Below are 26,887 nucleotides of genomic sequence, written 5' to 3'. Positions count from 1 at the left end.
GTATCTTCGAAAAGGCGGGCCCTCAGCCCGCCGCGCTCACCGCCACATTCGGTCGACCCAGCTCCGGCCAGCGCTTCAGCACCGACGCGCGAATTCCCGCGACGTCGAGGCCCGCTTCGGCCAGCAGTTGTTCGCGGCTGGCATGGTGCTGGAAGGCGTCCGGCAGGCCCAGATGCAGGATCGGCAGCGTGATGCCTTCGGCGGCCAGCAGTTCCGCCACGCCGGAACCCGCACCGCCCGCGACGACGTTGTCCTCGATCGTCACGAAGCCGGCGTGCGAACGCGCGAGTTCGAGCACGAGCGCGCGGTCCAGCGGCTTCACGAAGCGCATGTTCACCACGGTAAGGCCCAGCTCGGCACCGACTGCCTCTGCCGCGGCGGTGACCGCACCGAACGCCAGCAGCGCCAGCTTGGAGCCGTCGCGACGCACTTCCGCGCGACCGATCGGCAGCGTGTCCAGCGTGGGCAGCACGGCGACGCCGGGGCCGGTGCCGCGCGGATAACGCACGGCCGCCGGACCTTCGTAGTGGTAGCCGGTACTCAGCATCTGCCGGCATTCGTTCTCGTCGGCCGGCGCCATCACCACCATGTTCGGCACGCAGCGCAGGTAGCTCAGATCCAGGTTGCCGCCGTGCGTCGCGCCGTCCGGGCCCGACCACGCCGCCGCGGTCGATCGCGAACAGCACGTCGAGGTTCTGGATCGCCACGTCGTGCACGAGCTGGTCGTAGCCGCGCTGCAGGAACGTGGAATAGATGGCGACCACCGGTTTCGCGCCTTCGCACGCCATGCCGGCGGCGAGCGTCACCGCGTGCTGCTCGGCGATGGCGACGTCGAAATAGCGCTGCGGGTATTCGCGGCTGAAACGCACCAGGCCGGAGCCTTCGCGCATCGCCGGCGTGATGCCCTGCAGGCGCGGTTCGGCCGCGGCCATGTCGCACAGCCAGTCGCCGAAGACGTCGGTGTACGTCGGCTTCTTCGCGCCCGGCTTGCTGATCAGGCCCTTCTCGGGATCGAACGGACCGACGGCGTGGTAGCCGATCTGGTCGCCCTCGGCGAGTTCGTAGCCCTTGCCCTTGGTCGTGATGATGTGGAGCAGCTGCGGGCCCTTCAGGCCCTTGAGCGTCTTCAGCGCGGAGAGCAGGGCGGGCAGGTCGTGGCCGTCGATCGGGCCGGTGTAGTGGAAGCCCATTTCCTCGAACAGCGTGGACGGCACGAACATGCCCTTCCAGTGTTCTTCCCAGCGCTTGACGAACTTCGCCGCCGGCTTGTTCTTGTCGCCGAGCAGGCGCTTGCCGCCTTCGCGGATCGCGTTGAGCGTGCGGCTGCCGGTGAGGCGCCCGAGCATCTGCGTGAGGCCGCCGACGTTCTCGGAGATCGACATCTGGTTGTCGTTGAGGATCACCAGCAGGTTCGGCTCCGGATCCATGCCGCCGCCGTGGTTCAGCGCCTCGAACGCCATGCCGGCGGTCATCGCACCGTCGCCGATCACCGCCACGACCTTGCGGTCGTCGCCCAGCTGCTGCAGCGCGATCGCCATGCCGAGCGCGGCCGAGATCGACGTGGACGAATGGCCGACGCCGAAGGTGTCGTATTCGCTTTCCTCGCGCTTGGGGAACGGCGCGACGCCGTCGGCCTGCTTGACGGTGTGGATGATGTCGCGGCGGCCGGTCAGAATCTTGTGCGGGTACGTCTGGTGGCCGACGTCCCACACCAGGCGGTCCACCGGCGTCTCGTACAGCCAGTGCAGCGCGACGGTCAATTCGATCACGCCCAGGCCCGCGCCGAAGTGGCCGCCGACGAGGGCGACCTGTTCGATCAGGTAAGCGCGCAGTTCGTCGGCGATCGCGGACAGTTCCTCTTCGGGGAACTGGCGCAGGTCGGCGGGGACCTGGATTCGGGACAGGCGCGGATAACGTTGCGGGTCGATCATCACGACGGGGTCAGGCGACAAGTTCTCCATTGTCCCGCCGTCGTCCGGGGCGGGCAAGGATCGACCCCGATCGCTTCACGACGCCCTGTTCAGTCGCCGGCGCGAACGACCCCGGCGAAGCGCGCTGGAATCAGCGACCGCGCAGGCGTCCGAACAGGCCGCTGCCGGCCTTGCCCGGATCGACCGGCTCGGGTTCGCGCTCGACCTCGGCGAAACCGGTGGCGAGATTGGCGTTGATGAAATCGGCCACTTCAGCCTGCGTGACGCCGCTGGCTTCGGCGATTTCCGACACCAGCGACGGGCCCTTCATCATCACCGTGGCGATGCGGAAGTGCTTGGGATATTCGCGCTCGGTCTGCGGCCACTTCACCATCAGGTAGCGGCGTGCCGGATCGTGTTCCGACGCCAGCGACCCCTTTCCGGCGAGCAGGTTGCCGAACCACACCAATCGCGACAGCGGCATCGCAGCGCCAAGCCGCGCGCTTTCGCTGGCCCAGGTCGCCGCGTCGACGGGCACGAATTCGCTCGAATCCAGCTTGCCTTCGAAATGCGGGGCCAACGGCTTGAGCGCCGCCGGCCCGTGGTAGACGCGCTGATCCACATCGATCAGCAGGCCATCGGTCGCACTGCGGAGGCGCACGCGGCCCTTCAGGCGGTCGTTGGCGATCCAGTCCAGCAGCGAACCTTCGACGATCGACGACGCCGGACGTGCGGCGACCGGCTCGGCAGCGGCGGGCGTTTCGACAGGCGCTTCGGCGACGGGCTTTTCGACGACGCGTGCGGCTGCGACCGGCGCGGGTGCCGGAGTCGGGACGGGCGCAGGTTCCGGTGCCGGCGCGGGCGTCGCAGCCACCGGCGTGGGCGTGGGCGCGACAGGCGCAGGCGCAACGGGGGCCGGAGCCGGCTTCGGTTCCGGCGCGGCGGGTGCTTCGATCGTCACGCCGGCCTGCGTGGCGATCTCTCGGAGCAGGTTGGCGACGGTGTTCGCGTCGAACGGCTGGCCCAGGCGGAAATCGGCCTGAGTGCGCTGCGCGGCGGTCAGCGCGACCACGCTCTTGCCGGCGGCGTGCAGTCGCAGCCAGCTCATCGGGCCGTACATGCTGTCCATGTCGACGATGACGTATTCGGCGTCGGCGTCGGGCACGAGGCTCCACGCATTGCCCATGCGGCTGTTGGCCGCCTGTATGGCCGCCTGCAGGGCGGACTCCGTGTTCGGGTCCATGCCGGTCAGGCCGAGGGTCAGGCGCATCGTGAATCCGTCGTGAATTTGCAATGGATGGCGAGTGTCGTGGACGCCCTGACGGTCGTCAACGCGCGCAGAGCGTCGCATCTGAACGTTTTATGTCAGCCGCCCCGTTGCCGGAAGCGCGACCCCGTCAAAACGCCAACGCCATCACGCGCTGGATCCCGTCTTCGCGGATTCATGCCTGCATGCGCGCGTTCTTCGGGAGATGGCTCCGGAGGAAGGCCATCTGGTCGGCGAGGATGTTGCGGTTGGACAGGATCAGGTGCTCGACCCAACTCGGCCGGTACGGCACGGCGAGCAGCGGCATGCCCGCCTGCTGCGGCGTGCGGTTGCCCTTTCGCGAATTGCAGTGGAAGCAGGCGGCGACCACGTTTTCCCAGAGATCGCGCCCGCCCTTGGAAACGGGAATGACGTGATCGCGCGTGAGGTGCGGGCGGCTGAAGTCGTGGCCGCAGTACATGCACAGGTAGCCGTCGCGGGCGAACAACGCGGCGTTGGTCAGCGCGGGCGTGGGATCGAGTGCGTGGGCGCGCGCGTGGCTGCGCGCGGCGACGATCGGATGCAGTTCGATCACGCTCTGCTCGCCGGTGAAGCGGCTGATGCCGCCGTGCACCTGCAGGCAGGGATCGCCCAGCGTCCAGGCGACCGCACCGCGTACATAAAGACAGGTCGCGTCCTGCCAGCTCATCCAGTCGAGGACGCGGCCGTGCGCATCCAGCGAAAGCAATCGGACCGAATTCAGTCGGTCTATCGCGCCGCGAGGCACGAAGGGAGCGGACACCGGATCCAGATCGGTTCCAGTTCGGACCAGGCGCAGATTCGCTCTATCGGTCTCCATTGGGAAACCAGCTTATACGCCATTGTTTACGTTTTGTGTACATGCGACCTGCGCGGTTTGTTATCGCGCAGGTCGCATTTGGCTCAAACCGCCTCGACGGCCAGCTCCGGCAGCCCGGCCACGCCGCTTTCGATCGCCGCCGAATGCGTCAGCGTGCGCGGCAGGATGCGTGCGAAATAGAAGCGTGCCGTCGCGCGCTTGTCGTCCTTGAAGGCCTGCGGGTGCGTCGACGCATCGGCCGTCGCCACGCTGCGCGCCCACCAATAGGCGAGCACCGCGTAGCCGGAGTACATCAGGTAATCGAACGACGCCGCGCCGATTTCGTCGGCGTTGCCGGCCGCGCGCTGGCCGATCTGCATCGTCAGCTGCTGCCAGCGCGTGGCGGTTTCGCGCAGCGGGCCCACGAACTCGGCCAGCGATTCGTTGCCCGCATTCTCTTCGCAGAACGCGTGCACGCGGGCGAGGAACGCCTTCAAACCCGCGCCCTTCATCGCGAGGATCTTGCGGCCCAGCAGGTCAAGCGCCTGGATACCGGTGGTGCCTTCGTACAATGTGGTGATGCGGGCATCGCGCGCGAGCTGCTCCATGCCGTGCTCGGCGATGTAGCCGTGGCCACCGAAGCACTGCAGCGCGTTGTACGTGCATTCCACGCCCCACTCGGTGAGGCAGGCCTTGACGATCGGCGTGAGGAAACCCGCCTGTGCATCGGCCAGTTCGCGTTCGGCGGCGTCACTCGAATTCGCCGCGATGTCGCCCTGCATCGCCGCGTCGTAACCCATCAGGCGGCCGCCTTCGATCAGCGCCTTGCAGGTCAGCAGCATGCGGCGCACGTCGGGATGCACGATGATCGGATCGGCCGGCTTGTCGGGGAACTTCGCGCCGGACAGCGCGCGCATCTGCAGGCGTTCGCGCGAATAGCGCAGCGCGTTCTGCAGCGCGCGTTCCGACAGACCCAGGCCCTGCAGGCCGACGCCAAGACGCGCGGAATTCATCATGGTGAACATCCCCATGAGCCCCTTGTGCGGCGCGCCCACCAGATAGCCCTGCGCACCATCGAAGTTCATCACGCACGTGGCCGAACCGTGGATGCCCATCTTGTGTTCGAGGCTGCCGCAGCGCACGGCGTTGCGCTCGCCGGTCGAGCCATCCTGCGCCACGCGTTCACGCGGCACGACGAACAGCGAAATGCCCTTGCTGCCAGCCGGCGCATCGGGAAGGCGCGCCAGCACCAGGTGCACGATGTTGTCGGTGAAATCGTGCTCGCCGGCGGTGATGAAGATCTTCGTGCCCGTGATCGAATAGCTGCCGTCGCCGTTGGGCTCCGCGCGCGTCTTCAGCAGGCCGAGGTCGCTGCCGCAATGCGGTTCGGTCAGGCACATCGTGCCGGTCCAGCGGCCTTCGACCAGCGGCTTGAGGAACGCTTCCTGCTGCCAGGTCTCGCCGTGATGCAGCAGCGCTTCGATCGCGCCGTGCGAGAGCAACGGGAAGTTGCCCCACGCGAGATTCGCCGCGTCGATCATTTCCTTCAGCGGCACGCCGACCAGTTGCGGCAGGCCCTGTCCGCCGAACTCCACCGGCGAGGTCAGGCCCGCCCAGCCGCCATCGACGAATTGTGCGTACGCCTGACGGAAACCGCTGGGCGTGGTCACTGCACCGGTGGACACGTCGAGCTTGCAGCCTTCGCGATCGCCCACTGGATTGAGCGGTGCGAGGACCGTCTCGGTGAAGCGACCGGCTTCGTCGAGCACGGCATCGAGCACGTCGCGCGTGGCGTCGGTGAAACCCAGGCGCTGGAACTGCGCTTCGGCGTCGAGGACATCGAACAGCGCGAAGCGCATGTCGGCGAGGGGGGCTTTGTAGCTGCTCATGAAGGATTCCGTGCGTGACGCGCGCTGCGGCGGTCGATAAGAAAGAAGGGCGGGGCGATCAGCGCAGGACGCCGGGCAGGCCCGGTGCGGGGCTCAGGACGCCGTTGCGATCGAGGTCGAAGCTGCGCTGCTTGCCTTCGTCCGGCGTGGCGTCGATGCGCCCGCTGAGCGAGTACGCCAGGCTGCGGCCGGAAGCCAGCGCGTCGGCCGCGGCGAACTTGCCGGCGGCGTCGGGCATCACGGTGACGGTGATGACGTCGGCCGACTCCGGTCCGATCGTCAGGTTCGGCTGCGCGCGCAGCCGGCCGGTTTCGGCATCGGCAACCTCGACGGCCAGGTCGACGTTCTCGAACCGCATCGGGATGCTGCTGAAATTCTCTATCCGCAGTTCCGCCGACCAGCTGCCGTCGGCGCGGACGGTAAGTTGCTGGATACGCGCGGACGGCTCGGAGACGCGGCGGACGGGTCCACTGGAACAACTGGCTAGCAACAGCGCAAGCAAGGCCAGTGCGGTCCAACGTGTCCAGTGCATCGCCTTCATGCCGCCGCTCCGAATGATGGGACGGCGAGCATACTACGGCGCACGGTAGGGGCTGCCAGCGTCTGGCAACGGTGAAATGCCGGCTAGCGTTGTCGAGCGTGAAAAGGCGTTCGGCGACCGAACGCAGGCTAATCGAAACGTGCCGTCAGGTGGCGGCGGCAGGCGCGATGACCTGGGCGATCAATGCCAGCGCGGCGACCGTGGTCCAGACCACGACGTACCGCAGGGCCGCGCGGCGCGCGCGCTTGCGACGGTAGTCCCGATGCGAGTCGGACACGTTGGGGTTGACGGCGCCGTTGGCATACGAGTCCCGCGAGGAACCGCTGGCGTAAGTCGATCCCACCCTGAGCCCCTTGGACGCGCGTCCGATGTCGTGCGGAAAAGAAGAAGCGCCCCGGCCCAGCAAGCTCACCCGCTCACGGTGACGGCCTGATTCCATTGCTGAGCAGCATCCTTGCTTGCGCATTGACCGGGCTGCCGGGGCGGATGCCAGAATCGCGCCTGAACCAGCCGTGATGCCATCGGGTAATCGCGCTTTTAGGGGTAAGACTTTTCCTACCCTTCGCCCCGCGCGCCAAGTCGGCGGCGAGCGCCTTTTCCCTTTTGGAAGAGATGGTTGGGTGATGGGGCGGTCGGCATTCGGCCATGCCCAAAGTTGCGCTGAGGATGCATTTCTGACGGCGGACGCCTATATCGGCAAAGGCAAGCCGCGATGGCCCAGATCCGTCCCGCGCACTGCTTTGCATCCGAGGACGCACTGAGAATTCTCGCGTCGATTGCGCTCATACGAAAGTTGTTGCGCATGAGTCGAAATCGATGGGCATCAAAACAAAAACCCCGCGAAGTTGCCTTCTCAGGGTCTTGAATTCGAATGGTGGCCGGGGAGGGAATCGAACCCCCGACACGGGGATTTTCAATCCCCTGCTCTACCAACTGAGCTACCCGGCCATTCCGCAACGGGCAGGCCGTGCGAGAAGCGGAATGATACGGACGGGCGGCGGAGTGCGCAAGCCGGATATGCGCTGAACGGGTCGGGCCGGGGCGTCTGGCGCGTGCTTGCGGCGGGTGCATGATGGGCCGACAGTCCATGCCGCAGCCGTGCGGGCTGCAAGGAAATCCCATGAAAGCGCTTGTTTTCGCGGTTCTTTCCACCCTGGCCTTCAGCGCGTGCGCGGCCGATGCGCGCGTCAGCGACGCCGATCGCCTCGCGCTCTATCGCGCCAATGCGGGACAGCCCGTCGCGAACTTCCAGTACTTCGGACGGCTCGATGGCTGGACACCGCTGGGCGATTCCGCGCTCGCCGTATGGACGAAGCCGAGCACGGCTTACCTGATCGAACTGAAGGGCACCTGCCAGGATCTCGACTTCGCCAACGCCATTACCGTCACCAACCAGTCCGGCCGCGTGTACGCGAACTTCGACAAGGTCATCGTCCTCGGCCCGGGGATGAACCAGATGCCGTGCTGGATCAAGGAAATGCGCCCGATCGACGTCAAGGCGCTCAAGGCCGCCGAGCAGGAAAAGCGCCAGGCGCAGACGGCCGAGCGCGAGAAGACGACCTAGCTTTCGCCCGAACCTTCGGGCACGTAGCCGGCAGGCTTGGCCGCGTCGCCGCCGAAGAGGAACTTCTGCATCTCGCCTTCGAGGAAGGCGCGGTGCTCCGGGTTCATCGGCGAGAGGCGGTTTTCGTTGATGAGCATCGTCTGGTGCGCGAGCCACGCCGCCCATGCGGCCTTGCCGATGTGGGCGAACACGCGCTTGCCCAGTTCGCCGGGCCATGGGACGAAGTCCAGGCCTTCGGTTTCGCGCTTCTCGTATTCGCAGTAGACGGTACGGGGCATGTCAGGTGCCTTGATTCGTTAGCAGTTTGCGGATCGGCGCCGGAATGCCGAGCGAAGTCAGTTCGTCGCGCGCGACCCAGCGCAGGTCGTCATTGTCGCCGATGCGCGCACGCGATTCGGCACGCACGCGCAGCGGCTGCAATTGCAGCTTGTAGTGGCTGAAAGCATGGTCGATCGGCGACAACGCCTCCGCGCCGGCGTAATCGCCGGAAAGGTGTTCGTCGAACCACTGGCGCGCCGCATCCGCGTCATCGGCCTGGGGCAGCGTCCACAACGATGCCCAGATGCCGCTCGGTGGGCGGCGCAGCATCAGGATGCGGCCCTGCGCGTCTTCGGCCCACAGGACGTAAGCGTATTTCTGCGGCGGCGTCTTGCCGGGCTTGGGCGTCGGCAGTTCGGCCACGCGGCCTTCGCGACGCGCGATGCATTCGTCCTGCAGCGGACACAGCACGCAAGCCGGGTCGCTGCGCGTGCAGAGCGTTGCGCCCAGGTCCATCTGCGCCTGCGTGTAGTCGGCCAGTCGCGTGTCCGGCAATTGCGGGCTGGCGACGTGCGCATCGACCAGCGCCCACAGCTTTTTCTCGACTGCCGGAAGGCCGGGATAGCCCTCGACGCCGTGGTAACGACTTATCACACGCTTGACGTTGCCATCGAGGATCGCGTGCCGGTCGTTCCATGCCTGCGATGCGATCGCCGCTGCCGTGCTGCGACCCACGCCGGGCAGCGCGGTAAGTGCATCCACATCGCGCGGCAGCTCGCCGCCATGCAGTTCGACGCAACGCTTCGCCGCCGCATGCAGGTTGCGGGCACGCGCGTAGTAGCCGAGACCCGACCAGAGCGCGAGCACGTCGTCGAGCGGCGCCGCGGCGAGATCGCGCAGCGTCGGCAACGCCTCGACGAAGCGCTGGAAATACGGTGCGGCGGTTTTCACCTGCGTCTGCTGCAGCATGATCTCCGACAACCACACGCGGTACGGTGTGCGCGGATGCTGCCAGGGCAGGTCGTGGCGGCCGCTGACGTCGAACCAGGCGAGCAGGCGGGCGGCGAAGTCTTTGGTATTTCGTTCGGTCATGGCGTTGCGTCTTCGCCGAACTCGACTTCCACGCCTTCCAGCGTGGCACCGGCGATCTCGAGCTTCGGGGTGCTCAGGTGTCCCTTCAATGGTGGCAGCGGCGACGCGCGATCGAACGTGTCGATCCAGCTCAGGATCGCGGGCAGGCGGAATTCGCCGTCGAAATCCGTCGTGTCGCGCCGCAGTTTCAGCGCGGTGCGGGAAGACAGATCCGCGCGCCCGCGATAGTCGAGCGCGAAGGGCAGGGGCGAGGTGGATTCGCCCAGCGGCGACGGCAGCGCCGGCCAGGCGCGCGGCCACGACGACAGCGTGCCGTCGAGCTGCAGGTTCAGCGAATCGCCGAACGCGAACGCGCCTGTGCCCTGCAGGTTCGGCACCGCACCGCTGCCGTACACGACCGCACCGAGCGGCGCGATGCGCAGCGTTCCATCGCGCACGCGCAGCGGGCCGGCGAGGCCGTAGGTGAATGCAAGATCGGTCTCGCCATTTCGATACGTCGCATCCGCGCCCACGCGCATGCCGTCGAGGCCGATGCCGTCGGCCCCGTTGTGCAGTCGACCGGAAAGCCGCGTGCGCATCGGCATCGTCCACGGCGGCGAGAGCACGTTGACGTTGCCGACCACGCCAAGTCCCGCTTGCGCCGCCGGGCGCGTCAGCGCGGCGCGCACGTCGAACGGCACGCGCAGTTCGCCGGTGGCGAAGCGACCGAGCAGGCGCGCACGCACCGCGCGATCGGGATGGAACGACGGCACGTCGACGTGGATCTGCTCCACGCGCCAACCATCGCCGGCGACATTGCCACGGACGATGCGCAGGCCGTCGGTCAGCGTCGGCAGGCGCGGTTCCTTCGATGGCGGACGCGTCGCGAGCCAGCGTTGCAAGGCGGGCAGGTCGAGTTGCGGCGCGTCCAGTTCGATGCGGCGCACGGTGAGGTCGGCGCCGCGTGCGCGGATCGTCGACCACGGCAGTTCCAGGCGGATGCGATCGGCGCGCAGAAGCGGCGTGGCATCGCCCGGCTTGCGCGCGACGACACCGCGGATCGTCAACATCGGCGTGCCTCGCAGGCGATACTCGCTGGCGCCACTCGACGTGATTTCCAGTCCGAGCGCGTTGCCGACCTGCGCGAGGATCAGCCGGGCCACGCGTTCGGGCTGGGATATCCAATGCAATGCGAGCGCCAGCATCGCCAGCGCGACCAGCAGCGCCAGCAGCCCGAAGCGGCGCCGGCGCGGTGGGGTTTCGGGCTCCGGCGCGGCCATGCGGTGCCGGCGTCGCGTCAGGCGCCGAGCGATTCGGGCAGCAGCGCGTCGACGAAGGCTTCGGCGTCGAACACGCGCAGGTCTTCCGGACGTTCGCCGATGCCGGCGAAACGGATCGGGATGCCGAACTCGCGCGCGAGCGCGAACACCACGCCGCCCTTCGCCGTGCCGTCCAGCTTGGTCACCACCAGGCCGGTCACGCCGACGGCCGCATGGAACTGGCGCAGCTGCGACAGCGCGTTCTGGCCGGTCGTGCCGTCGATCACCATCAACACCTCATGCGGTGCGGCGGTGTCGAGTTTCTGCAACACGCGCTTGATCTTGCCCAGTTCGGCCATCAGGCCCTGCTGCGTGTGCAGGCGGCCGGCGGTGTCGGCGATCAGCACCTGCGTGCCGCGCGCCTTGGCGGCCTGCAATGCGTCGAACGCGACGGACGCCGCATCGGCGTTCTGCCCCTGCGCGACGACGGGCACGCCGTTGCGATCGCCCCACGCCTGCAACTGCGCGACGGCGGCGGCGCGGAAGGTATCGCCGGCGGCGAGCATCAGAGGACGGTTCTCGTCCTTGAAGCGCTTGGCGAGCTTGCCGATGGTCGTGGTCTTGCCGACGCCGTTGACGCCGACGGTCAGCAGGACGAAAGGCTTGGCGTCGACGTCGATCTGAAGCGGCTGCGCGACCGGCTTGAGCATCGCGACCAGGTCGCTCCGCAGCGCGGCGAGCAGCGCGCCGGCGTCGGCGAACTCGCGCGCCTTCATGCGCTTGCGCAGCGATTCGACCAGCTGCGTGGTCGCGCCCACGCCGACATCGGCGGTGATCAGCGCGGTTTCGATCTCGTCGAGCAGATCGTCGTCCAGGCGCGGATGACGCGAGAACAGCCCGCTGAAGCTGCGCGCGAAGGCCGAACCGCGCAGACGATCGCGCCAGCCGGTCTTGCCCGGTGCGGCCGGTTCGGCGACGGGATGATCGACCGCGATGGGGGCGACGTCGGCCTCGGCGACGACCGCGACCGGCTCGACCTCGAGCGCGGCGGCGATCACTTCGGCGGGAACGGGTTCCGGGGCCGCGGGGCGGGCGGACTCGGCCACCGGCTCGATAGTGCGAGGCGCTTCGGCTTCGACCGCCGCGGGAGCCGGCGTTACTGGAGCCGGTTCGACCTGTCCGACGACATCGCGTTCGACGGTGTCGCTTTCGGCCTGACGCGACGGGAACGCCGCCGCCAGTTCCTCGACGCTGTAGCGTTCCTGCGCGCCACCGGGCTTTGCCGCATCGGTCGGGGACTGGGCTTTCTTGCGACGGAAAATGTCGAACATCGAGGCGGCGTGGGGGAATGCGCGAGAATGCGCACATGCTAGCACCGGCCCCAGCGAGCCCCCGATGAACAAAGCGCCCCGACGCCCGCCCGGCGCGGCCAGCACGTCCGCCAATGCCGGCAAGGTTCGCATCATTGGCGGGCGTTGGCGCGGCACCCGGCTGGGCGTGCCGGACGTCGCGGGCCTGCGGCCGACATCCGATCGCGTGCGCGAAACCTTGTTCAACTGGCTCATGCCGATGCTGCCCGGTGCGCGCGTGCTGGACCTGTTCGCCGGCAGCGGCGCGCTCGGGCTCGAAGCCCTGTCGCGTGGCGCCGCAAGCGCCGTGCTCGTCGAACGCGATCCGACGCTTGCCGCCGCGTTGCGCGCGACGGCCGCGCGCCTGCCCGGCGGCGAGGCCGCGACGGTCGCGCAATCCGACGCACTCACGTGGCTGACCTCGCAGCCGGCGGGCGGCTTCCACCTCGCCTTCGTCGATCCGCCGTTCGCGGCCGGGCTGTGGGATGCGGTGCTTCCCGGCATCGCGCGGGTCGTGAAGCCGGACGGCTGGCTGTACGTCGAAGCCCCGCACGAGGCCGCCTTCGACCTGCCGCCGGACTGGCGTCCGCATCGCGAAGGCCGCACCCGCGAGGTGCGCTACGCGCTCTATCGTCGCTCTCCCGGCGGCCCCGCAACGGCCGCGCCCGCGCCCGGTTCCGCCACTGCTACACTGCCGGCCGCGCCGGCCAGCCCGGATTCCGGCGCCCTTGCCTGACCTTCGAATGACCGCGGCCCGAAACCGAATCGCCGTCTACCCCGGCACCTTCGACCCGATCACCAACGGCCACATCGACCTGGTCGACCGCGCCGCCCCGTTGTTCGAACGCCTGATCATCGGCGTGGCCGAAAGCCCGGCGAAAGGCCCCGCGCTCCCGTTGGCGCTGCGCGTGGAACTGGCGAAGAAGGCCACCGCCCACCACGACAACGTCGAAGTCCGCGGCTTCGACTGCCTGCTGGCGCATTTCGTTGCGCAGGTCGGCGCGGGCGTCCTGCTGCGCGGGCTGCGCGCGGTGTCGGACTTCGAATACGAATTCCAGCTGGCCAGCATGAACCGCCATCTCATCCCGGACGTGGAGACGCTGTTCCTCACCCCCGCGGAACAGTACGGCTTCATTTCCTCGTCGCTTGTGCGCGAGATCTCCCGCCTCGGCGGCGATGTCTCCGGCTTCGTGCCGCCGGCGGTCGACGCCGCGCTCCAGGCGCAGTGGCAACGCGCTCCACGCTGATCCGGCGCCGCCGGAACAGACGCTCCATCACCACCAACACCCGGAACAAACCGAGGGGAACCCGATGAAGACCACCACCCGTTTGCTGTTGATCGCCTGCCTGTCGATGCCGCTGCTGGCCGCCTGCAACAAGCAGGAAGAGAAGACCGAAGCCGTCGCCGAGGCCCCGCTGGCCGCGCCGACCTCCAACGACAGCACGGCGTGGGATACGTACCTGACGAAGGTGGTCACGCAGAAGATCGAAGGCGCGACCAACGTCTACCTGTACACGCTGCCCGATCCGGCCGGCGCCAACTTCCAGGGCGAGTACGACCGCCAGCTGGAGAAGGCGCAGGGCGACGTCGCCCGCGGCGGCGTAGACGGCACGCTGCTGGCGTTCGGCTCGCAGAACTCGGCCAAGTCGGCCGACCTCGCCATCGCGTCGTTCGCCCAGGCCCAGCCGGGCACGATGAAGGGCGTGCGCGTGATGTTCATTGGCGCGCAGGCCGACGCCGATCGCGTCAAGGCCGCCGTCGAGCCGTCGGGCGCCAAGTTCGAGTTCGTCGAAGCCAAGTGACGTTCCGGCCCGCGTCCGCTCGCGGACGGGGGCTTTGCCGAAACGTCACCCCGGCGAAAGCCGGAATCCGGAACGGGCCCGCGAAAGCGGGCCCGTGCTTTTTCGGGGCGCGATGGGACACAGCGTGCCCGCCCGCGAAAAGCCCCGCGCATCCCCTCATGCGACAATGCCCGCATGTCCCTGAAGATCAACGAGCTCTGCGTCAATTGCGACGTCTGCGAACCGGCCTGCCCGAACCAGGCCATCGCGCAGGGCGAGACGATCTACGTGATCGATCCGGCGCGCTGCACCGAATGCGTCGGCCATTTCGACGAACCGCAATGCGTGGTCGTCTGTCCGGTCGAGTGCATCGATCCCGACCCGGACCATCCCGAGACCGAACAACAACTGCTGGCCAAGCTGGCCGGACTGCGACTGGAGAACCCCTGATGCGGAATGCGTTGCGCGTGCTGGCCGGCCGGACCCTGTTGACCGCAAGCCTGTTGTTCCTCGCGACGACATCCCCGCTCCAGGCCGCGCCGAAGACCGCGCCGGCGAAAACTGCCGCGCAGCATCCGCCCGGCGCGGCCATCGCCAGCGCGCACGCGCTCGCGACGGATGCCGGCATGGAGATGATCCGCCAGGGCGGCAACGCCTTCGACGCCGCCGTCGCGGTGTCGGCGATGCTGTCGGTCGTCGAGCCCATCAGTTCCGGCATCGGCGGCGGCGGCTTCTTCCTGCTGCACGACGCGAAGACCGGCAAGGACGTCTTCGTCGACGCGCGCGAGACCGCGCCCGAATCCGCGACGCCGCAGGCCTTCCTCACCAAGGACGGCCAGCTCGACAACGATCGCGCGACCAACGGCCCGTGGTCGGCGGGTATCCCGGGTCTGCCCGCCGCGCTGGTGCACGTGTCGCAGAAGTACGGCCGCCTGCCGCTGAAGACCGCGCTCGCCCCGGCGATCCGCGTCGCGCGCGAGGGCTTCGAGATCTACCCGCGCCTGGAGCGCGGCTACGCCAGCCGTCGCGAAGTGATGGAGCGCTACCGCGGCACGCGCGAGGTGTTCCTCGCCGACGGCACGCCGCCGAAGGCCGGCGAGATCCTCAAGCAGCCGGACCTGGCGAACACGCTGCAGTTGCTCGCCGACAAGGGTTTCGACGGCTTCTACAAGGGCGAAGTGGCGAAGAAGCTGCTGGCCGCGGTGAAGGAAGAAGGCGGCCGCTGGCGCGCGGAGGAACTGAGCGGTTACCGCGTGAAGGAACGCGAACCGCTGCGTCTGAAGTATCGCGGCTGGGACATCACCACCGCGCCGCCGCCGTCGTCGGGCGGCGTGGCGATCGCGCAGATGCTGCAGATGCTTTCGGGCTGGGACCTCAAGACGCTCGATGAAGCCACGCGCACGCATCTCATCGTCGAATCCATGCGCCGCGCCTTCCGCGATCGCACGATTTATCTCGGCGATCCGGATTTCGTGAAGATGCCGCTTGCGCGCCTGATCAGCGCCGATTACGCCGCAGGCCAGCGTTCGAGCATCCATCCGTCGAAGGCGACGCCGAGCGACCTGCTGCCGGGCCAGCCGGCGCCGCTGGAAGACGACGAGACGACGCATTACTCGATCATCGATGGCGACGGGAATCGTGTGTCGACCACGCAGACGGTGAACCTGCTGTACGGCTCGGGCCTGGTCGCGCCCGGCACCGGCGTGCTGCTGAACGACGAGATGGACGACTTCGCACTGCGTCCGGGCACGCCGAACGCGTTCGGCGTGATGGGCTTCGAGGCCAACGCGCCGGCAGCGGGCAAGCGCATGCTCAGCTCGATGACGCCGAGCTTCATCGAGTCGAAGGACGAACTGGCCGTGCTCGGCGCGCCGGGCGGCAGCCGCATCATCACCGAGGTGCTGCTGGGCATCCTCGGTTACGACGACGGCCTGGATGCGCAACAGGTCGCCGCGAAGCCGCGCATCCACCACCAGTGGATGCCCGACGTGATCTCCGCCGAACAGGGCGCGCTGTCGCCCGAAACGGTGAAGGCGCTGGAAGCGATGGGCCACAAGGTCAACGCTGGCGAGAAGCCCTGGGGCAACCTGCAGACGGTGTCGTGGGACAAGCGCGTCAACACGCTGGAAGGCGGCACCGATCCGCGCAATCCGGTGGGCAAGGCGGACGTGCTGGTGAAGTGACGCTTTCGCCGGGTGGCGCCGCGTCTGTGGCGGAGTGTCATCCGGCGAAGGTTGTGATCCGGGCTGGCGACGTCTGGCGCTCGCTGCAAAGCCACCCAATAAAGCGACAGCGCTGCTTGTTGTTGCACTGGCGATCCGATGCTTCCCCTTCGTTGCCCCTCACCCCAACCCCTCTCCCGGCGGGAGAGGGGCTAGAGCGCAGGTTCCATTCGAATTCAACGCCGCCAGCGCTAAAATCGACCCGTCTGACGCAACGGTGACGCCATGAAACTCTGGTCCATCCTCGGCAACAGCCAGAAGCTCGACGGCGGTGCGATGTTCGGCAACGCGCCGCGTGCGATGTGGGCGCGTTGGGCGTCGCCGGACGACGAGAACCGCATCGATCTCGCATGCCGCGCGCTGCTCGCCTCGCCGCTCAACGGCAAGACCGTGCTGTTCGAGACCGGCATCGGTGCATTCTTCGAACCGAAGCTGCGCGAACGCTACGGCGTGGTGGAAGACCGCCACGTGCTGGTCGACTCGCTGGCCGCGGCGGGCTTCAAGCCGGAGGACATCGATGTCGTCGTCCTCTCGCACCTGCATTTCGACCACGCCGGCGGGCTGCTCGCGCCGTGGAGCGAAGGCCAGTCGCCGGCGCTGCTGTTCCCGAACGCGACCTACATCGTCGGTCGCCGACATTACGAACGCGCGCTGGAACCACACGCGCGCGACCGCGCCAGCTTCATTCCCGAGCTGCCCGCGCTGCTGGAAGCCACCGGCCGGCTGGAACTGGTCGACGGCGAATACTCGAACGCGCTCGGCGATACCGTGCGTTTCCACTACAGCGACGGCCACACGCCGGGGCTGATGCTGGCCGAAATCGTCGGCCCCGACCGCGTGGACGGCGAGACGCACGGCGGTGTGGTGTTCTGCGCCGATCTCATCCCGGGCCGCCCGTGGGTGCACGTGCCGATCACGATGGGGTACGACCGCAACGCCGAGCTTCTCATCGACGAGAAGAAGGCGTTCCTCGCCGACAAGCTGCGTCGCAACGTGCATCTGTTCTTCACCCACGATCCGCAGTGCGCGCTCGCGCAGGTCGTGCGCGACGAGAAGGGCAAGTTCGGCACCGCGCACGAAGTGCCGGCGCTGCACGCGAGGGCGCTGGCGGCATGAGGTTGATGGGGGCGGCGTTCGCGCTGTCGTGCGTCTGCGCGCTCGCCGTTGGCGTCGCATTCGCACAGGTGGAGGCCGAGGAGCCCGTCGGCGTTCCGCAATCCGGCGCAGGTCTACGCGATCGCGATTTCGGCGTGGTCACGCGCCAATTCGGCCTCGACCGGCAGGTCGAGATGTACCAGTGGCGCGCCAGCGGCGACGGCTACACGCAGGTGTGGAACGCTGCGCCGATCGATTCGCGCGGCTTCGCGCCCGACCGTGCCAACCCGCCGAAACTGCCGATCGAAAGCCGCCGCTGGTGGGCGACCGAGGCCACGCTCGACGGCCACCCCATCGATGCGAGCGTGCTGCAGACGCTAGGGCAGTGGCGCGTGTTCCGCCCGAACTTCTCGCGCCTGCCGGCGAACCTCGCCGCGTCGTTCCAGCCGGAAGGCGATGGCCTGGGCAGCGCGGAGAATCCACTGGAACCGCGCGTGGGCGATCTGCGCATCCACTGGCGCGAACTCCAGCTGCCGCCGCTGGAAGGCAAGGTCGAACTGCGCGACGGCCGCTGGCGCCTGTCGTCGAGCGCGGCGCAGGCGGCGCTCAGCGCGGCCAATGCGTCCAATGCGGTGGAACTGCCCGAGAACCAGGACCGCGCGTTGCTGCCGTGGTTGCTGGGCGGCGCCACGGTGGTGGTAATCGCGGGGTTGATCTGGCGTCGCGTCCGGCGTCGGCACGAGGCTTAGTCGGGACGGCGCTCTTCCCCGGGTGCGCTGCGCTTACCCGGGCTACAAGGGCAACGCGCGTCAGCGCGTGCCGGTGCGCAGGTTGGTGTCGCCGTGCAGGTGCATCAGCGATTCCATCAGCGCCTCGTCGGCGCTCGAACACACGCCCAGCAGCACCACTTCCTCGCAGCCGTCGGCCGCGATGTAGGCGTGGCCCATGTTCGAGTCGATGTACACCGATTGCCCCGCTTCCAGGATGATCGGGTCATAGAACTCGGTGTGCACTTCGGCGCGGCCTTCGAGCACGTGGATGTATTCCTCGCCCGAGTGGTGCACGAGCTCGCCGAATTCCTCGATGCTCTTGGCGCGCACGCGCGTGATCACCGGGATCATGCGCTTGCGGCGAAGTTCCGGGCACAGATAGAAGTAGTCGTAATTGGGCGTGGTGACACGCACCGCGTCCTCGATGCGGCCGATGCTCCGGCGCGCCGTGACCGGCGGTTCGGGCGTGTTGTCGTCCTCGGCGAACAATTCCGACATGCGGATGTTGAGCCGCTGACTGATCTGCTGGAGCTTGTCGTAGGTGAGCGTCAGGCGGTCGTTCTCGACCTTCGACAACGTCGACAGCGGAATGCCGCAGCGCTGGCTCATTTCCTTGAGCGTCCAGTCGTTGCGCGCGCGAAGGGCGCGCAGGAGGCTGCCGATGGTCGGGTGCTGCTGGGTCATGCCGGTGAACGCTCCTGCAGGGCCGGCGTGGGGCCGGCGTCCGGTCGGCCGAAGGCCGAATGCCTGCAATTCTAGGTGACGTCCGGACTCGGTTGACAATTTTCCAATCAGGATCATTATCTCCAACGGGGTTGGTTGGTGTCGGGCCGTGCCTGCCGCACGGGGCTGCAATCACTGGGTGGGGAGTTTTTCCTTGATGAAGAGTCCGAACAGGCGCGGTGTCTCGCGTCCCGTCGCCGCGGCGCTGCTGTCGCTGGCCATGTCGATGTCCGCCATCGCGGCCGGGCCCGCCGGCCAGGCGCCCGTTCCGCCCAAGGCCGAACCCGCGCTGCCGCTGCCGCCGGGAGAGGCCACCTCGGTCGCCGTGCCGGTGCCCGCCGCCCACGAGCGCCTGACCGCCGCGGACCTGGAAGCCTGGGTCGACGGCTTCATGCCGTACGCACTGGAGCAGACCGACGTCGCCGGCTCCGTGGTCGTCGTGGTGAAGGACGGCAAGGTGCTGTTCCAGAAGGGCTACGGCTACTCGGACCTCGTCACGCGCAAGCCGGTCGATCCGGCGCAGACGCTGTTCCGCCCGGGCTCGGTGTCCAAGCTGTTCACCTGGACCGCGGTGATGCAGCTGGTCGAGCAGGGCAAGCTCGACCTCGACAAGGACATCAACACCTACCTCGACTTCAAGATTCCGCCGTACGACGGCAAGCCGGTCACGCTGCGCAACGTGATGACCCACACCTCGGGCATGGAAGAGGTGATCCGCGGCCTCATCGCGAACAACGAGAAGGAAATCGCGCCGCTGGATGCCACGCTCAAGCACTGGATTCCCGAGCGCATCTACGAACCCGGCAGCACGCCGGCCTATTCGAACTACGCCACCGCGCTGGCCGGCTACATCGTCCAGCGCGTGTCGGGCGAACCGTTCGAGAAGTACGTTGCCAACCACATCTTCGCGCCGCTGCAGATGCAGCACTCCAGCTTCTCGCAGCCGCTGGAGAAGAACCTGCAGCCGATGGTGTCCAAGGGCTACAAGACCGCGTCCGACGGCAAGCCGCAGCCGTACGAGTACATCAACCTCGCGCCGGCCGGCAGCCTGGCGTCGACGGGCGCGGACATGGGCAATTTCATGATCGCGCACCTGAACAATGGCGCGTTCGGTGACGCGCGCATTCTCGGCGAAGCCACCGCGCGCCAGATGCACGAGACCGGGCAGGAGTCGATCAAGCCGCTCAACCGGATGATGCTGGGCTTCTACGAGACCAGCGTGAACGGCCATCGCGCGATCGCCCACGGCGGCGACACGCAGTGGTTCCACAGCGACCTGCAGCTGTTCCCGGACGACAACATCGGCATCTACGTGTCGACCAACAGCGCCGGCAAGGACGGCAGCGCACGCCTGATCCGCGACGGTCTGGTCACCGGTTTCGTCAACCGCTACCTGCCGGGTCCGGCGAACGTCGCGAAGGGCATCGACGAGGCGACCGCGAAGGAACACGCCCAACTGATGGCCGGCTCGTACAACAGCAGCCGCCGCGCCGATTCCAACTTCATGAACCTGGTCTACATGCTGGGCCAGACCAAGGTCGTCGCGAACGAGGACGGCACCATCAGCGTGCCGATGCTCGCCGGCTACAGCGGCGCGCCGAAGAAGTGGCGCGAGATCGCCCCGTTCGTGTGGCAGGACACCGGCAGCGGCGACCGCCTCGCGGCGGAAGTCGTCGACGGGCGCGTGGTGCGCTTCAGCGCAGAACCCATCGCCGCGATCATGGTCTTCCAGCGCGCCGCGTGGTGGCAGACGCCGGGCGTGTTCCTGACGATGCTCTTCGGCAGCCTTGCCGCGCTGCTGTTCACGGTGCTCGCGTGGCCGGTGTCGGCGATGGTGCGTCGCCACTACGGCGCGCGTTATCCGCTGGCCGGACAGGACGCCCGCGCGCATCGCTGGGTCCGCATCGCCTCGCTCGCGGTGCTGGTGTCGGTGGGCGCGATGATCGGCATGGTCTTCGCGATGATGTCCGACCTGTCGATGATGTCGCCGGCCAGCGACGCGTACGTGATCGCGCTGCGCCTGCTCTGCACCATCGTGCTGCCGCTGGGTGCGCTCATCGCACTGTGGAATGCGTGGGTCGTGCTGCGCAGCCCGCGTTCGTGGTGGGCGAAGTTGTGGAGCCTGGTGCTCGCGGCGGCCTGCCTGTCGCTGCTGTGGATCGGCTTCGCCACGCACCTCATCGGCTTCAGCGCCAACTACTGACGAACCCACCTGCGCGGCGGCGCGATGCCGCCGCGCATTACAGGGAGCATTGCCGTGACCAAGACCGCCCGCGTCCAGCTCGGACTGCGGAACGAGGACCTGCGCCTGTCCGCACCGTTCCGCATCTCCGGACACGTCTTCGAAGTATCGCCGGTGACGCTGGTCACCCTGCAGAAAAACGGGCGCGTGGGGCGCGGCGAAGCGGCCGGCGTGTATTACACGCGCGACACGCCCGCGCTGATGCTGCTGATGATCGAGAAACTGCGCGATGCGCTCGAACGCGGCATCGGCCGGCAGGAACTGCGCACGCTGCTGCCGTCCGGAGGCGCGCGCAATGCGGTCGATTGCGCGTTGTGGGAACTCGAAGCCGCCATCGCCGGCGTCCCGGCGTGGGAACTGGCGAAGATGGAGAAGCCCAAGCCGCTGCTCACGACCTTCACGGTCGGTGCGGACGATCCCGGCGTGATGGCCGAGCGCGCCCGCGCCTACACGCATGCGCGCGCGATCAAGCTCAAGCTCACCGGAGAAGCCGACCTCGACATCGCGCGCCTGCGTGCGGTGCGTGCGGCGCGGCCTGAAGCCTGGATCGGCGTGGACGCGAACCAGGGCTACGTGCCCGACACGCTCTCGCAGCTGTTGCCTGCGCTGGTTGACGAAGGCGTGTCGCTGCTCGAACAACCGTGTCGTCGCGGTTACGAAGCCGAACTCGATGGCGTCGATCGCGCGGTGCCGATCGCCGCGGACGAAAGCATCCTCGACCTGGACGAACTGGAAGAGCGCGCGCACTGGTTCGACGTGGTGAACATCAAGCTAGACAAGTGCGGCGGCCTCACCGAAGGCCTGATGATGGCCCGCCGCGCGCGCGAACTCGGCAAGCGCGTGATGGTCGGCAACATGGTCGGAACGAGCCTTGCGATGGCGCCGGCGTTCCTGCTCGGCCAGTTCTGCGACATCGTCGATCTCGATGGTCCGCTGTTCCTCGACCACGACCGAAAGCCGGGCGTGGTCTACGCCGACGGCCACGTCGATTGCCCCGACACGGTGTGGGGCACGCCGGATGCGGTGATCGCGTGAGCGCGCCGGCCGCCCCGCGCGACGGTGTGCGCTGGTTCTTCAACCAGCCGCCGGGGCTGGCGATCCTGTTCCTCACGCAGATGTGGGAGACGTTCTCCTACTTCGGCATGCGCGCGCTGCTGGTCTATTACATGACCAAGCAGCTGCTCATCGGCCAGCAGCAGGCGTCGATGATCTACGGCGTGTACACGGCGACGGTGTACTTCACGCCGATCGTCGGCGGCGTCATCGCCGATCGCTGGCTCGGCCGTCGCCGCGCCGTGATCATCGGCGGCGCGATCATGGCGTTCGGCCATTTCCTGATGGCGTCCGAATCGCTGTTCTTCTTCGCGCTCGCCGCCATCGCGCTGGGCAATGGCCTGTTCCTGCCGAGCCTGCCGAGCCAGATCGACGGGCTCTACGCGAAGGACGATCCGCGACGCGGTTCGGCCTACAACTTCTACTACGTCGGCCTGAACCTCGGCGGCCTGCTCGCGCCGCTGGTGTGCGGCACGCTGGGCGAAGTGTACGGCTGGCATTGGGGCTTCGGTGCGGCGGGCATCGGCATGCTCGGCGGATTGCTGCTGTACGTGTTCGGCCAGCGCTGGCTGCCGCAGGAGCCGCCGCGTTCGGCCCGCGTCGTGGAAACGACGACCGACGCCACGCCGCGCGACGCGCTGAAGCAACGCGTGATGGCGCTGGTCGCCGTCGCGCTCTGCGTGATGGTCTTCCGCGGCGCGTACGAGCAGACCGGCAACACGATCGCGCTGTGGGCCGATGCGGGCATCGACCGCAGCTTCCTCGGCCTGGTGATCCCGATGACGTGGTTCCAGGCGTTGAACCCGTTGCTGGTGATCGCGCTGACGCCGGTGCTCGTCGCGCACTGGGTGCGGCAGGCGCGCCGCGGCCGCGAGCCGACGCCGGCGCGCAAGATGGCGATGGGCGCGTTCGGCGTGGGCGCGGCGTTCGCGATGCTCGCCGTCGTCGATGCCTCCGCGCATGGGCAGGCGAACTGGGTCTGGCTCGCGCTGTTCTTCCTCGTGCTCACCACCGGCGAGCTCTTCATCCTGCCGATCGGGCTGGGCCTGTTCGCGCGGCTCGCACCGAAGGGGCATGGCGCGACGACCATCGCCGGCTGGTTCTTCACCTCCTTCGGCGGAAACCTGCTGGCCGGTGCGCTGGGAATGCTGTGGACCTCGTTCGGCCCGTCGGCGTTCTTCGGCGCGATGGCACTCGTCGCCGCGGCGGCCGGGACGCTGCTGCGCCTTCTGGACGGCGCCGTCGGGCGGGCCGAGGCGGGAAACGCTACGGCAACCACGGTATCGAAAACTTGCGCCTGAACGCGCCCAATCGGATTGACATGTTTCCAATCAGGATGTTTATATCCTGAAAGGGAGTAGAGGAGCGTAACATGGCGACCGGGTTTCCCTTCAATGACAGACGCCAGCGGCCCGAAGTGATGGGCGCCGCGGCGTCGCAGCCCGGGCCATTGATCGAGCGCCCCGCGCTTTCGCAAGACCACCAACACGATCCGGCCCGGGCGCACGCCCGCGGTCGTTCCTACGTCGACTTCGCATCCGTGCCGGGCGGCCAGAACCGCCCGCATCGCGACGTCTTGGGCTGACAGACCGGTCGAAACCGGCGAACTCTGGGGAGAGGGGAATGCACATGCACGACACGCGCGAGATGGCGATGCGACGTCGCCCGCTGACGAAGGCGATCACCCGGTCGCTGGCGGTGACAACGCTGGCCGTCGCGCTGGCCGCACCGGCCATGGCGCAGCAGGGCGCGACGCAGGCGCCGGCCGACGACGTCGGATCGCAGCAGGCGATCACCACGCTCGACAACATGACGGTCACCGCGAACAAGCGCGTGGAAAACATCCGCGAGGTCGCCACCGCCATCACCGTGCTGGGCGGCGAGCAGTTGGAAAACCTCGGCGCGACGCAGATGTCCGACTACGCCAGTTACGTGCCCGGGCTGCAGCTGCAGTCCAGCGGCACGCCGGGGCAGACGCAGGTCTCGATGCGCGGCATCGCGGCGCTGTCGCCCGGCTCCACGATCGGCACGTACCTAGACGAAACGCCTGTCGGCTCCAACAGCCTCTACCAGCAGGCGACGCTGTTCTCGCTCGACCTGTTCCCGTACGACATCGAGCGCATCGAAGTGCTGCGCGGACCGCAGGGCACGCTGTACGGCGCCGGCGCGATGGGCGGCCTGCTCAAGTACATGACGCGCAAGCCCGACACGTCGAAGACCGAGTTCCGCATCGGCGGCGGCGTGTCCGACACCGAAGGCGCGGGCGACCTGGGCACCAACTACCGCGTCGGCATGAACCTGCCGCTGGTGCAGGACAGCCTCGCACTGCGCGTGAGCTACGCGCGCAACGACATCGCCGGCTACGTCGACAACCTCGTCGATGGACGAAAGGACATCAACGAAGGCGACCAGACCAGCGCACGCGCGGCCCTGGCGTGGGAAAGCGACGTCGTCGACGTGCAGTTCGCCGCCATGCGGCAGGAGATCGACAGCAAGAACAACGCGATCATCGCGCTGGATCCGGAAACGCATGAACCCATCGCCGGCCTGAGCAACTACGTCTACGAGAACGAGCCGTTCATCAAGGACCTCGATCATTACTCGCTGACGGTCGACTGGGATCTGGGCTTCGCCGACTTCGTCTCGGCGACGAGCTACTCCGAGACGCACACCAGCATCACCACCGACCAGACGCTGACCTACGGGCCGTTCACGCAGGTGCTCGGGTTGCCGGAAGCGGGCAGGGCGCGGCTGAACTACACGCTGGACCTCGACCAGTTCACGCAGGAATTCCGCCTCACGTCCAAGTCCGGGCAGCCGTTCGAATGGCTGGTCGGCACGTTCTATTCCGACGAGGACGGCGACAACTTCCAGACCGTGCCGATCATGCAGGCCGACGGCTCGCCGATCCCGGGGCTGAGCACGCTGGGCGACCTGTCGATCCCGAGCACGTACGAGGAAACGGCGGTCTTCGCCAACGCTTCCTACAAGTTCAACGACTGGTTCAAGCTCGGCGCCGGCGTGCGCTTCTCGCGCAACGAGCAGGATTTCGCGCAGATCGTCACCGACGGCGTGTTGCTGCCCATCGGCACCAACGTGAACTCCTCCAGCGAGGACGTCTTCACCTGGAGCATCACGCCGCAGTTCCAGCTCAACGAGGACGTGATGGTCTACGCGAAGGCCGCGACCGGCTATCAGCCCGGCGGCCCGAACGTGCTCGCGCCGGGGCTGCCGCCGGTGGTCGATTCCTCGATGCTCACCAGCTACGAGATCGGCATGAAGTCCGCCTTCGCCGACAACCGCATCGCGCTGGACCTCACCGCGTACCAGATCGACTGGGAAGACATCCAGGTCGCCTCGCAGGTCAACGGCGTCAGCGGCCTGGTCAACGGCGGCGAAGCGACGAGCCGCGGCATCGAGGCCTCATTGCAGGTCCGCCCCATCGACGGTCTGACGCTCGGCCTCAACACCGCCTACAACGACGCGAAGATCGATGAGGACTTCCCGACGATCGTCGTGCCCGCCGGCCCCGCGCAGGTCGAGGTCAACACGGGCCTGAAGAACGATCGCATGCCGTACGTGCCCGACCTGACGTGGTCGCTCACCGCCGACTGGTACGTCCCGCTGGGCGGCAACTGGAGCGCGAATTTCGGTGGCGGCGTGCGCTGGGTGGACGATCGCACCAACGCCACGACCGAACGCCAGATCGTGCGCCTGCTCGATCCGCCGACGGTGCTGGATGAAACGATCACCGAGCCGCTGGTCATCGACAGCTACACCGCGTTCGACCTGTACGCCTCGTTCTCCAACGACAACTGGACGCTGCGCGCGTACCTGAAGGAACGCCACCGACGAGCGCGCGTATTCGACGATGAACGACATCATCAACCAGGTCACCGACGAAACGCACCACACCGCGGCGACGCCGATCCAGCCGCGCACGTTCGGCGTGGAAGTCGATTACCGCTTCTGAAGCCTGTGGGACGCGGGCGGCCGCAACGGTCGCCCGCGCGTTGCGGCGCGCCCGCGCGTGCGTCCATTGGGGTGAATCACTTGAAGTCCGACGTTGTTCTGCCGCAACCGTATCTCTTGTTCCTGGGCGACACGACCGAGCCCGGCTACGCGAAAACCGCCTTCGGCCTGCGCGACTGGGCCGGCGAGCGCTGCGTCGGCGAGTTCGCCATCGACGGTGCGACCGTCACCACCGGCCTTCCATCGCTCACGCCCGAAGAGGCCGCGACGATGGGCGCGAAGGCGATCGTGATTGGTGTCGCCAACGCCGGCGGTTTCATTCCGCCGACATGGTGGCCGGCGCTGGTGCACGCGATGGAAGCCGGGCTCGACATCGTCAGCGGCATGCACGCGCGTCTTCGCGACATCGACGTGCTGCGCGATGCGGGCCAGCGCCTCGGGCGACGCCTGATCGACGTGCGCGAGCCGCCCGCGAACATCCCGATTGCCACCGGCAAGCCGCGCACGGGCAAGCGCCTGCTGACGCTCGGCACCGATTGCGCGCTCGGCAAGAAGTACACCGCGCTTGCGCTGGCGCGTGCGATGAATGCACGCGGTGTCGACGCGACATTCCGCGCGACCGGGCAGACCGGCATCCTCATCGCCGGCGGCGGCATTCCGATGGACGCGGTCATCGCCGATTTCGCCGCCGGTGCCGCCGAGATGCTGTCGCCCGATGCGCACGAGAACCACTGGGACGTCATCGAAGGGCAGGGTTCGCTGTTCCATCCGGCGTACGCCGGCGTGTCGCTCGCGCTGCTGCACGGCAGCCAGCCGGACGTGATCGTCGTCTGCCACGAGCCCGGGCGCGAGCGCGTGCTCGGCCATCCCGGTTACGCGCTTCCGTCGATCCAGGACACCATCGACCTCGCGCTGCGCCTTGGCTCGCGCACGAATCCGCGCATCCGCTGCGGCGGCGTCAGCCTCAACACCGCGCGCCTCGATGCAGACGCCGCGGCGCGTGTCATCGCGCATGAATCCGATCGCCTCGGATTGCCCGTCGCCGATCCGATGCGCGGCGGCGACGCATTCGAGCAACTGGTCGACGCGTGCCTGTCGTGAAC

At 67.8% G+C, this 26,887-nt stretch carries 22 protein-coding genes, 1 tRNA gene and 2 pseudogenes; 13 read left to right on the top strand and 12 right to left on the bottom strand.

The features are described 5' to 3' along the window. Nucleotides 1-22: 22 nt before the first annotated feature. The 7 genes and pseudogenes from dxs to ABIE51_RS15155 all read right to left on the bottom strand — a co-directional run bounded on the left by dxs (nt 23) and on the right by ABIE51_RS15155 (nt 7,372). A pseudogene (dxs, locus tag ABIE51_RS15185) lies at nt 23-1,931 on the bottom strand (1-deoxy-D-xylulose-5-phosphate synthase). A gap of 130 nt (nt 1,932-2,061) precedes the next feature. After that, nucleotides 2,062-3,180, bottom strand: a complete 1,119-nt coding sequence (locus ABIE51_RS15180; protein WP_192631336.1) for a hypothetical protein — start codon at nt 3,178-3,180, stop codon at nt 2,062-2,064. Nucleotides 3,181-3,352: 172 nt separating this feature from the next. Further along, a complete protein-coding gene (locus tag ABIE51_RS15175; RefSeq protein ID WP_157030843.1) occupies nt 3,353-4,015 on the bottom strand; it encodes an HNH endonuclease in 663 nt (220 codons plus the stop codon). A gap of 83 nt (nt 4,016-4,098) precedes the next feature. Continuing rightward, the gene (locus ABIE51_RS15170; protein WP_192631335.1) at nt 4,099-5,883 is read right to left on the bottom strand and encodes an acyl-CoA dehydrogenase C-terminal domain-containing protein; all 1,785 of its coding nucleotides are present in this window, start codon (nt 5,881-5,883) and stop codon (nt 4,099-4,101) included. A 58-nt stretch (nt 5,884-5,941) separates the two neighbouring features. Beyond that, on the bottom strand, nt 5,942-6,415 hold the full coding sequence (locus ABIE51_RS15165) for an LEA type 2 family protein (RefSeq protein ID WP_192631731.1): 474 nt from the start codon (nt 6,413-6,415) through the stop codon (nt 5,942-5,944). A gap of 154 nt (nt 6,416-6,569) precedes the next feature. Next, nucleotides 6,570-6,767, bottom strand: coding sequence for a hypothetical protein (locus ABIE51_RS15160; protein ID WP_192631334.1), 198 nt, complete (start codon nt 6,765-6,767; stop codon nt 6,570-6,572). 529 nt (nt 6,768-7,296) lie between these two features. Further along, nucleotides 7,297-7,372, bottom strand: a tRNA-Phe gene (locus tag ABIE51_RS15155). A 172-nt stretch (nt 7,373-7,544) separates the two neighbouring features. Here ABIE51_RS15155 and ABIE51_RS15150 point away from each other — a divergent pair. Next, nucleotides 7,545-7,988 (top strand): DUF6491 family protein, encoded by a 444-nt coding sequence (locus ABIE51_RS15150; protein WP_192631333.1) that lies wholly within the window; start codon nt 7,545-7,547, stop codon nt 7,986-7,988. Here ABIE51_RS15150 and ABIE51_RS15145 read toward each other — a convergent pair. The 4 genes and pseudogenes from ABIE51_RS15145 to ftsY all read right to left on the bottom strand — a co-directional run. After that, nucleotides 7,985-8,266, bottom strand: coding sequence for an oxidative damage protection protein (locus tag ABIE51_RS15145; protein ID WP_192631332.1), 282 nt, complete (start codon nt 8,264-8,266; stop codon nt 7,985-7,987). The two genes, ABIE51_RS15150 and ABIE51_RS15145, sit on opposite strands and share 4 nt — an antisense overlap. Nucleotide 8,267: 1 nt before the next feature. Continuing rightward, on the bottom strand, nt 8,268-9,338 hold the full coding sequence (mutY, locus tag ABIE51_RS15140) for an A/G-specific adenine glycosylase (protein ID WP_192631331.1): 1,071 nt from the start codon (nt 9,336-9,338) through the stop codon (nt 8,268-8,270). Then, nucleotides 9,335-10,597 (bottom strand): AsmA family protein, encoded by a 1,263-nt coding sequence (locus tag ABIE51_RS15135; RefSeq protein WP_192631330.1) that lies wholly within the window; start codon nt 10,595-10,597, stop codon nt 9,335-9,337. Before ABIE51_RS15135 ends, mutY begins: the two co-directional genes overlap by 4 nt. 17 nt (nt 10,598-10,614) lie before the next feature. Then, a pseudogene (gene ftsY / locus ABIE51_RS15130) lies at nt 10,615-11,550 on the bottom strand (signal recognition particle-docking protein FtsY); the annotation flags it as partial. Nucleotides 11,551-11,971: 421 nt separating this feature from the next. Between ftsY and rsmD the strand changes: the two are divergent. The 7 genes from rsmD (at nt 11,972) to ABIE51_RS15095 (ending at nt 17,773) form a co-directional block, all read left to right on the top strand. Continuing rightward, the gene (gene rsmD / locus ABIE51_RS15125) at nt 11,972-12,661 is read left to right on the top strand and encodes a 16S rRNA (guanine(966)-N(2))-methyltransferase RsmD (RefSeq protein WP_192631328.1); all 690 of its coding nucleotides are present in this window, start codon (nt 11,972-11,974) and stop codon (nt 12,659-12,661) included. A gap of 7 nt (nt 12,662-12,668) precedes the next feature. After that, on the top strand, nt 12,669-13,172 hold the full coding sequence (gene coaD / locus ABIE51_RS15120; RefSeq protein WP_115842401.1) for a pantetheine-phosphate adenylyltransferase: 504 nt from the start codon (nt 12,669-12,671) through the stop codon (nt 13,170-13,172). 64 nt (nt 13,173-13,236) lie between these two features. Beyond that, nucleotides 13,237-13,728 carry a hypothetical protein gene (locus ABIE51_RS15115; protein WP_115842400.1) on the top strand — a complete coding sequence of 164 codons (492 nt, stop codon included), beginning with the start codon at nt 13,237-13,239 and terminating at the stop codon, nt 13,726-13,728. Between the two features lie 174 nt (nt 13,729-13,902). Continuing rightward, entirely contained in the window at nt 13,903-14,157 is a 255-nt protein-coding gene (locus ABIE51_RS15110) for a YfhL family 4Fe-4S dicluster ferredoxin (protein ID WP_115842399.1), read from the top strand. Next, nucleotides 14,157-15,890, top strand: a complete 1,734-nt coding sequence (ggt, locus tag ABIE51_RS15105) for a gamma-glutamyltransferase (protein WP_192631327.1) — start codon at nt 14,157-14,159, stop codon at nt 15,888-15,890. The genes ABIE51_RS15110 and ggt overlap by 1 nt, the downstream gene beginning before the upstream one ends. A gap of 264 nt (nt 15,891-16,154) precedes the next feature. After that, nucleotides 16,155-17,045 (top strand): MBL fold metallo-hydrolase, encoded by an 891-nt coding sequence (locus tag ABIE51_RS15100; protein WP_192631326.1) that lies wholly within the window; start codon nt 16,155-16,157, stop codon nt 17,043-17,045. Then, the gene (locus ABIE51_RS15095) at nt 17,042-17,773 is read left to right on the top strand and encodes a TMEM43 family protein (RefSeq protein WP_192631325.1); all 732 of its coding nucleotides are present in this window, start codon (nt 17,042-17,044) and stop codon (nt 17,771-17,773) included. Before ABIE51_RS15100 ends, ABIE51_RS15095 begins: the two co-directional genes overlap by 4 nt. A 60-nt stretch (nt 17,774-17,833) precedes the next feature. Here the strand turns inward: ABIE51_RS15095 and ABIE51_RS15090 are convergent, their stop codons facing one another. Next, entirely contained in the window at nt 17,834-18,478 is a 645-nt protein-coding gene (locus tag ABIE51_RS15090) for a helix-turn-helix domain-containing protein (protein WP_115842395.1), read from the bottom strand. Nucleotides 18,479-18,674: 196 nt separating this feature from the next. Between ABIE51_RS15090 and ABIE51_RS15085 the strand changes: the two genes are divergently transcribed. The 5 genes from ABIE51_RS15085 to ABIE51_RS15065 all read left to right on the top strand — a co-directional run bounded on the left by ABIE51_RS15085 (nt 18,675) and on the right by ABIE51_RS15065 (nt 26,885). Continuing rightward, a complete protein-coding gene (locus tag ABIE51_RS15085; RefSeq protein WP_192631324.1) occupies nt 18,675-20,720 on the top strand; it encodes a serine hydrolase in 2,046 nt (681 codons plus the stop codon). Between the two features lie 54 nt (nt 20,721-20,774). After that, the gene (locus ABIE51_RS15080) at nt 20,775-21,794 is read left to right on the top strand and encodes a dipeptide epimerase (protein ID WP_354504426.1); all 1,020 of its coding nucleotides are present in this window, start codon (nt 20,775-20,777) and stop codon (nt 21,792-21,794) included. Beyond that, the gene (locus ABIE51_RS15075; RefSeq protein ID WP_354504424.1) at nt 21,791-23,113 is read left to right on the top strand and encodes a peptide MFS transporter; all 1,323 of its coding nucleotides are present in this window, start codon (nt 21,791-21,793) and stop codon (nt 23,111-23,113) included. Before ABIE51_RS15080 ends, ABIE51_RS15075 begins: the two co-directional genes overlap by 4 nt. Nucleotides 23,114-23,184: 71 nt before the next feature. After that, nucleotides 23,185-23,397, top strand: a complete 213-nt coding sequence (locus ABIE51_RS15070) for a hypothetical protein (RefSeq protein ID WP_192631321.1) — start codon at nt 23,185-23,187, stop codon at nt 23,395-23,397. A 38-nt stretch (nt 23,398-23,435) separates the two neighbouring features. Then, entirely contained in the window at nt 23,436-26,885 is a 3,450-nt protein-coding gene (locus tag ABIE51_RS15065; RefSeq protein WP_354504422.1) for a TonB-dependent receptor domain-containing protein, read from the top strand. Nucleotides 26,886-26,887: the final 2 nt, after the last annotated feature.

The organism is Lysobacter sp. OAE881 (genome assembly GCF_040546665.1).
Lineage (GTDB): Bacteria > Pseudomonadota > Gammaproteobacteria > Xanthomonadales > Xanthomonadaceae > Lysobacter_J > Lysobacter_J soli.
This window is presented reverse-complemented; position numbering and strand designations above follow the sequence as displayed.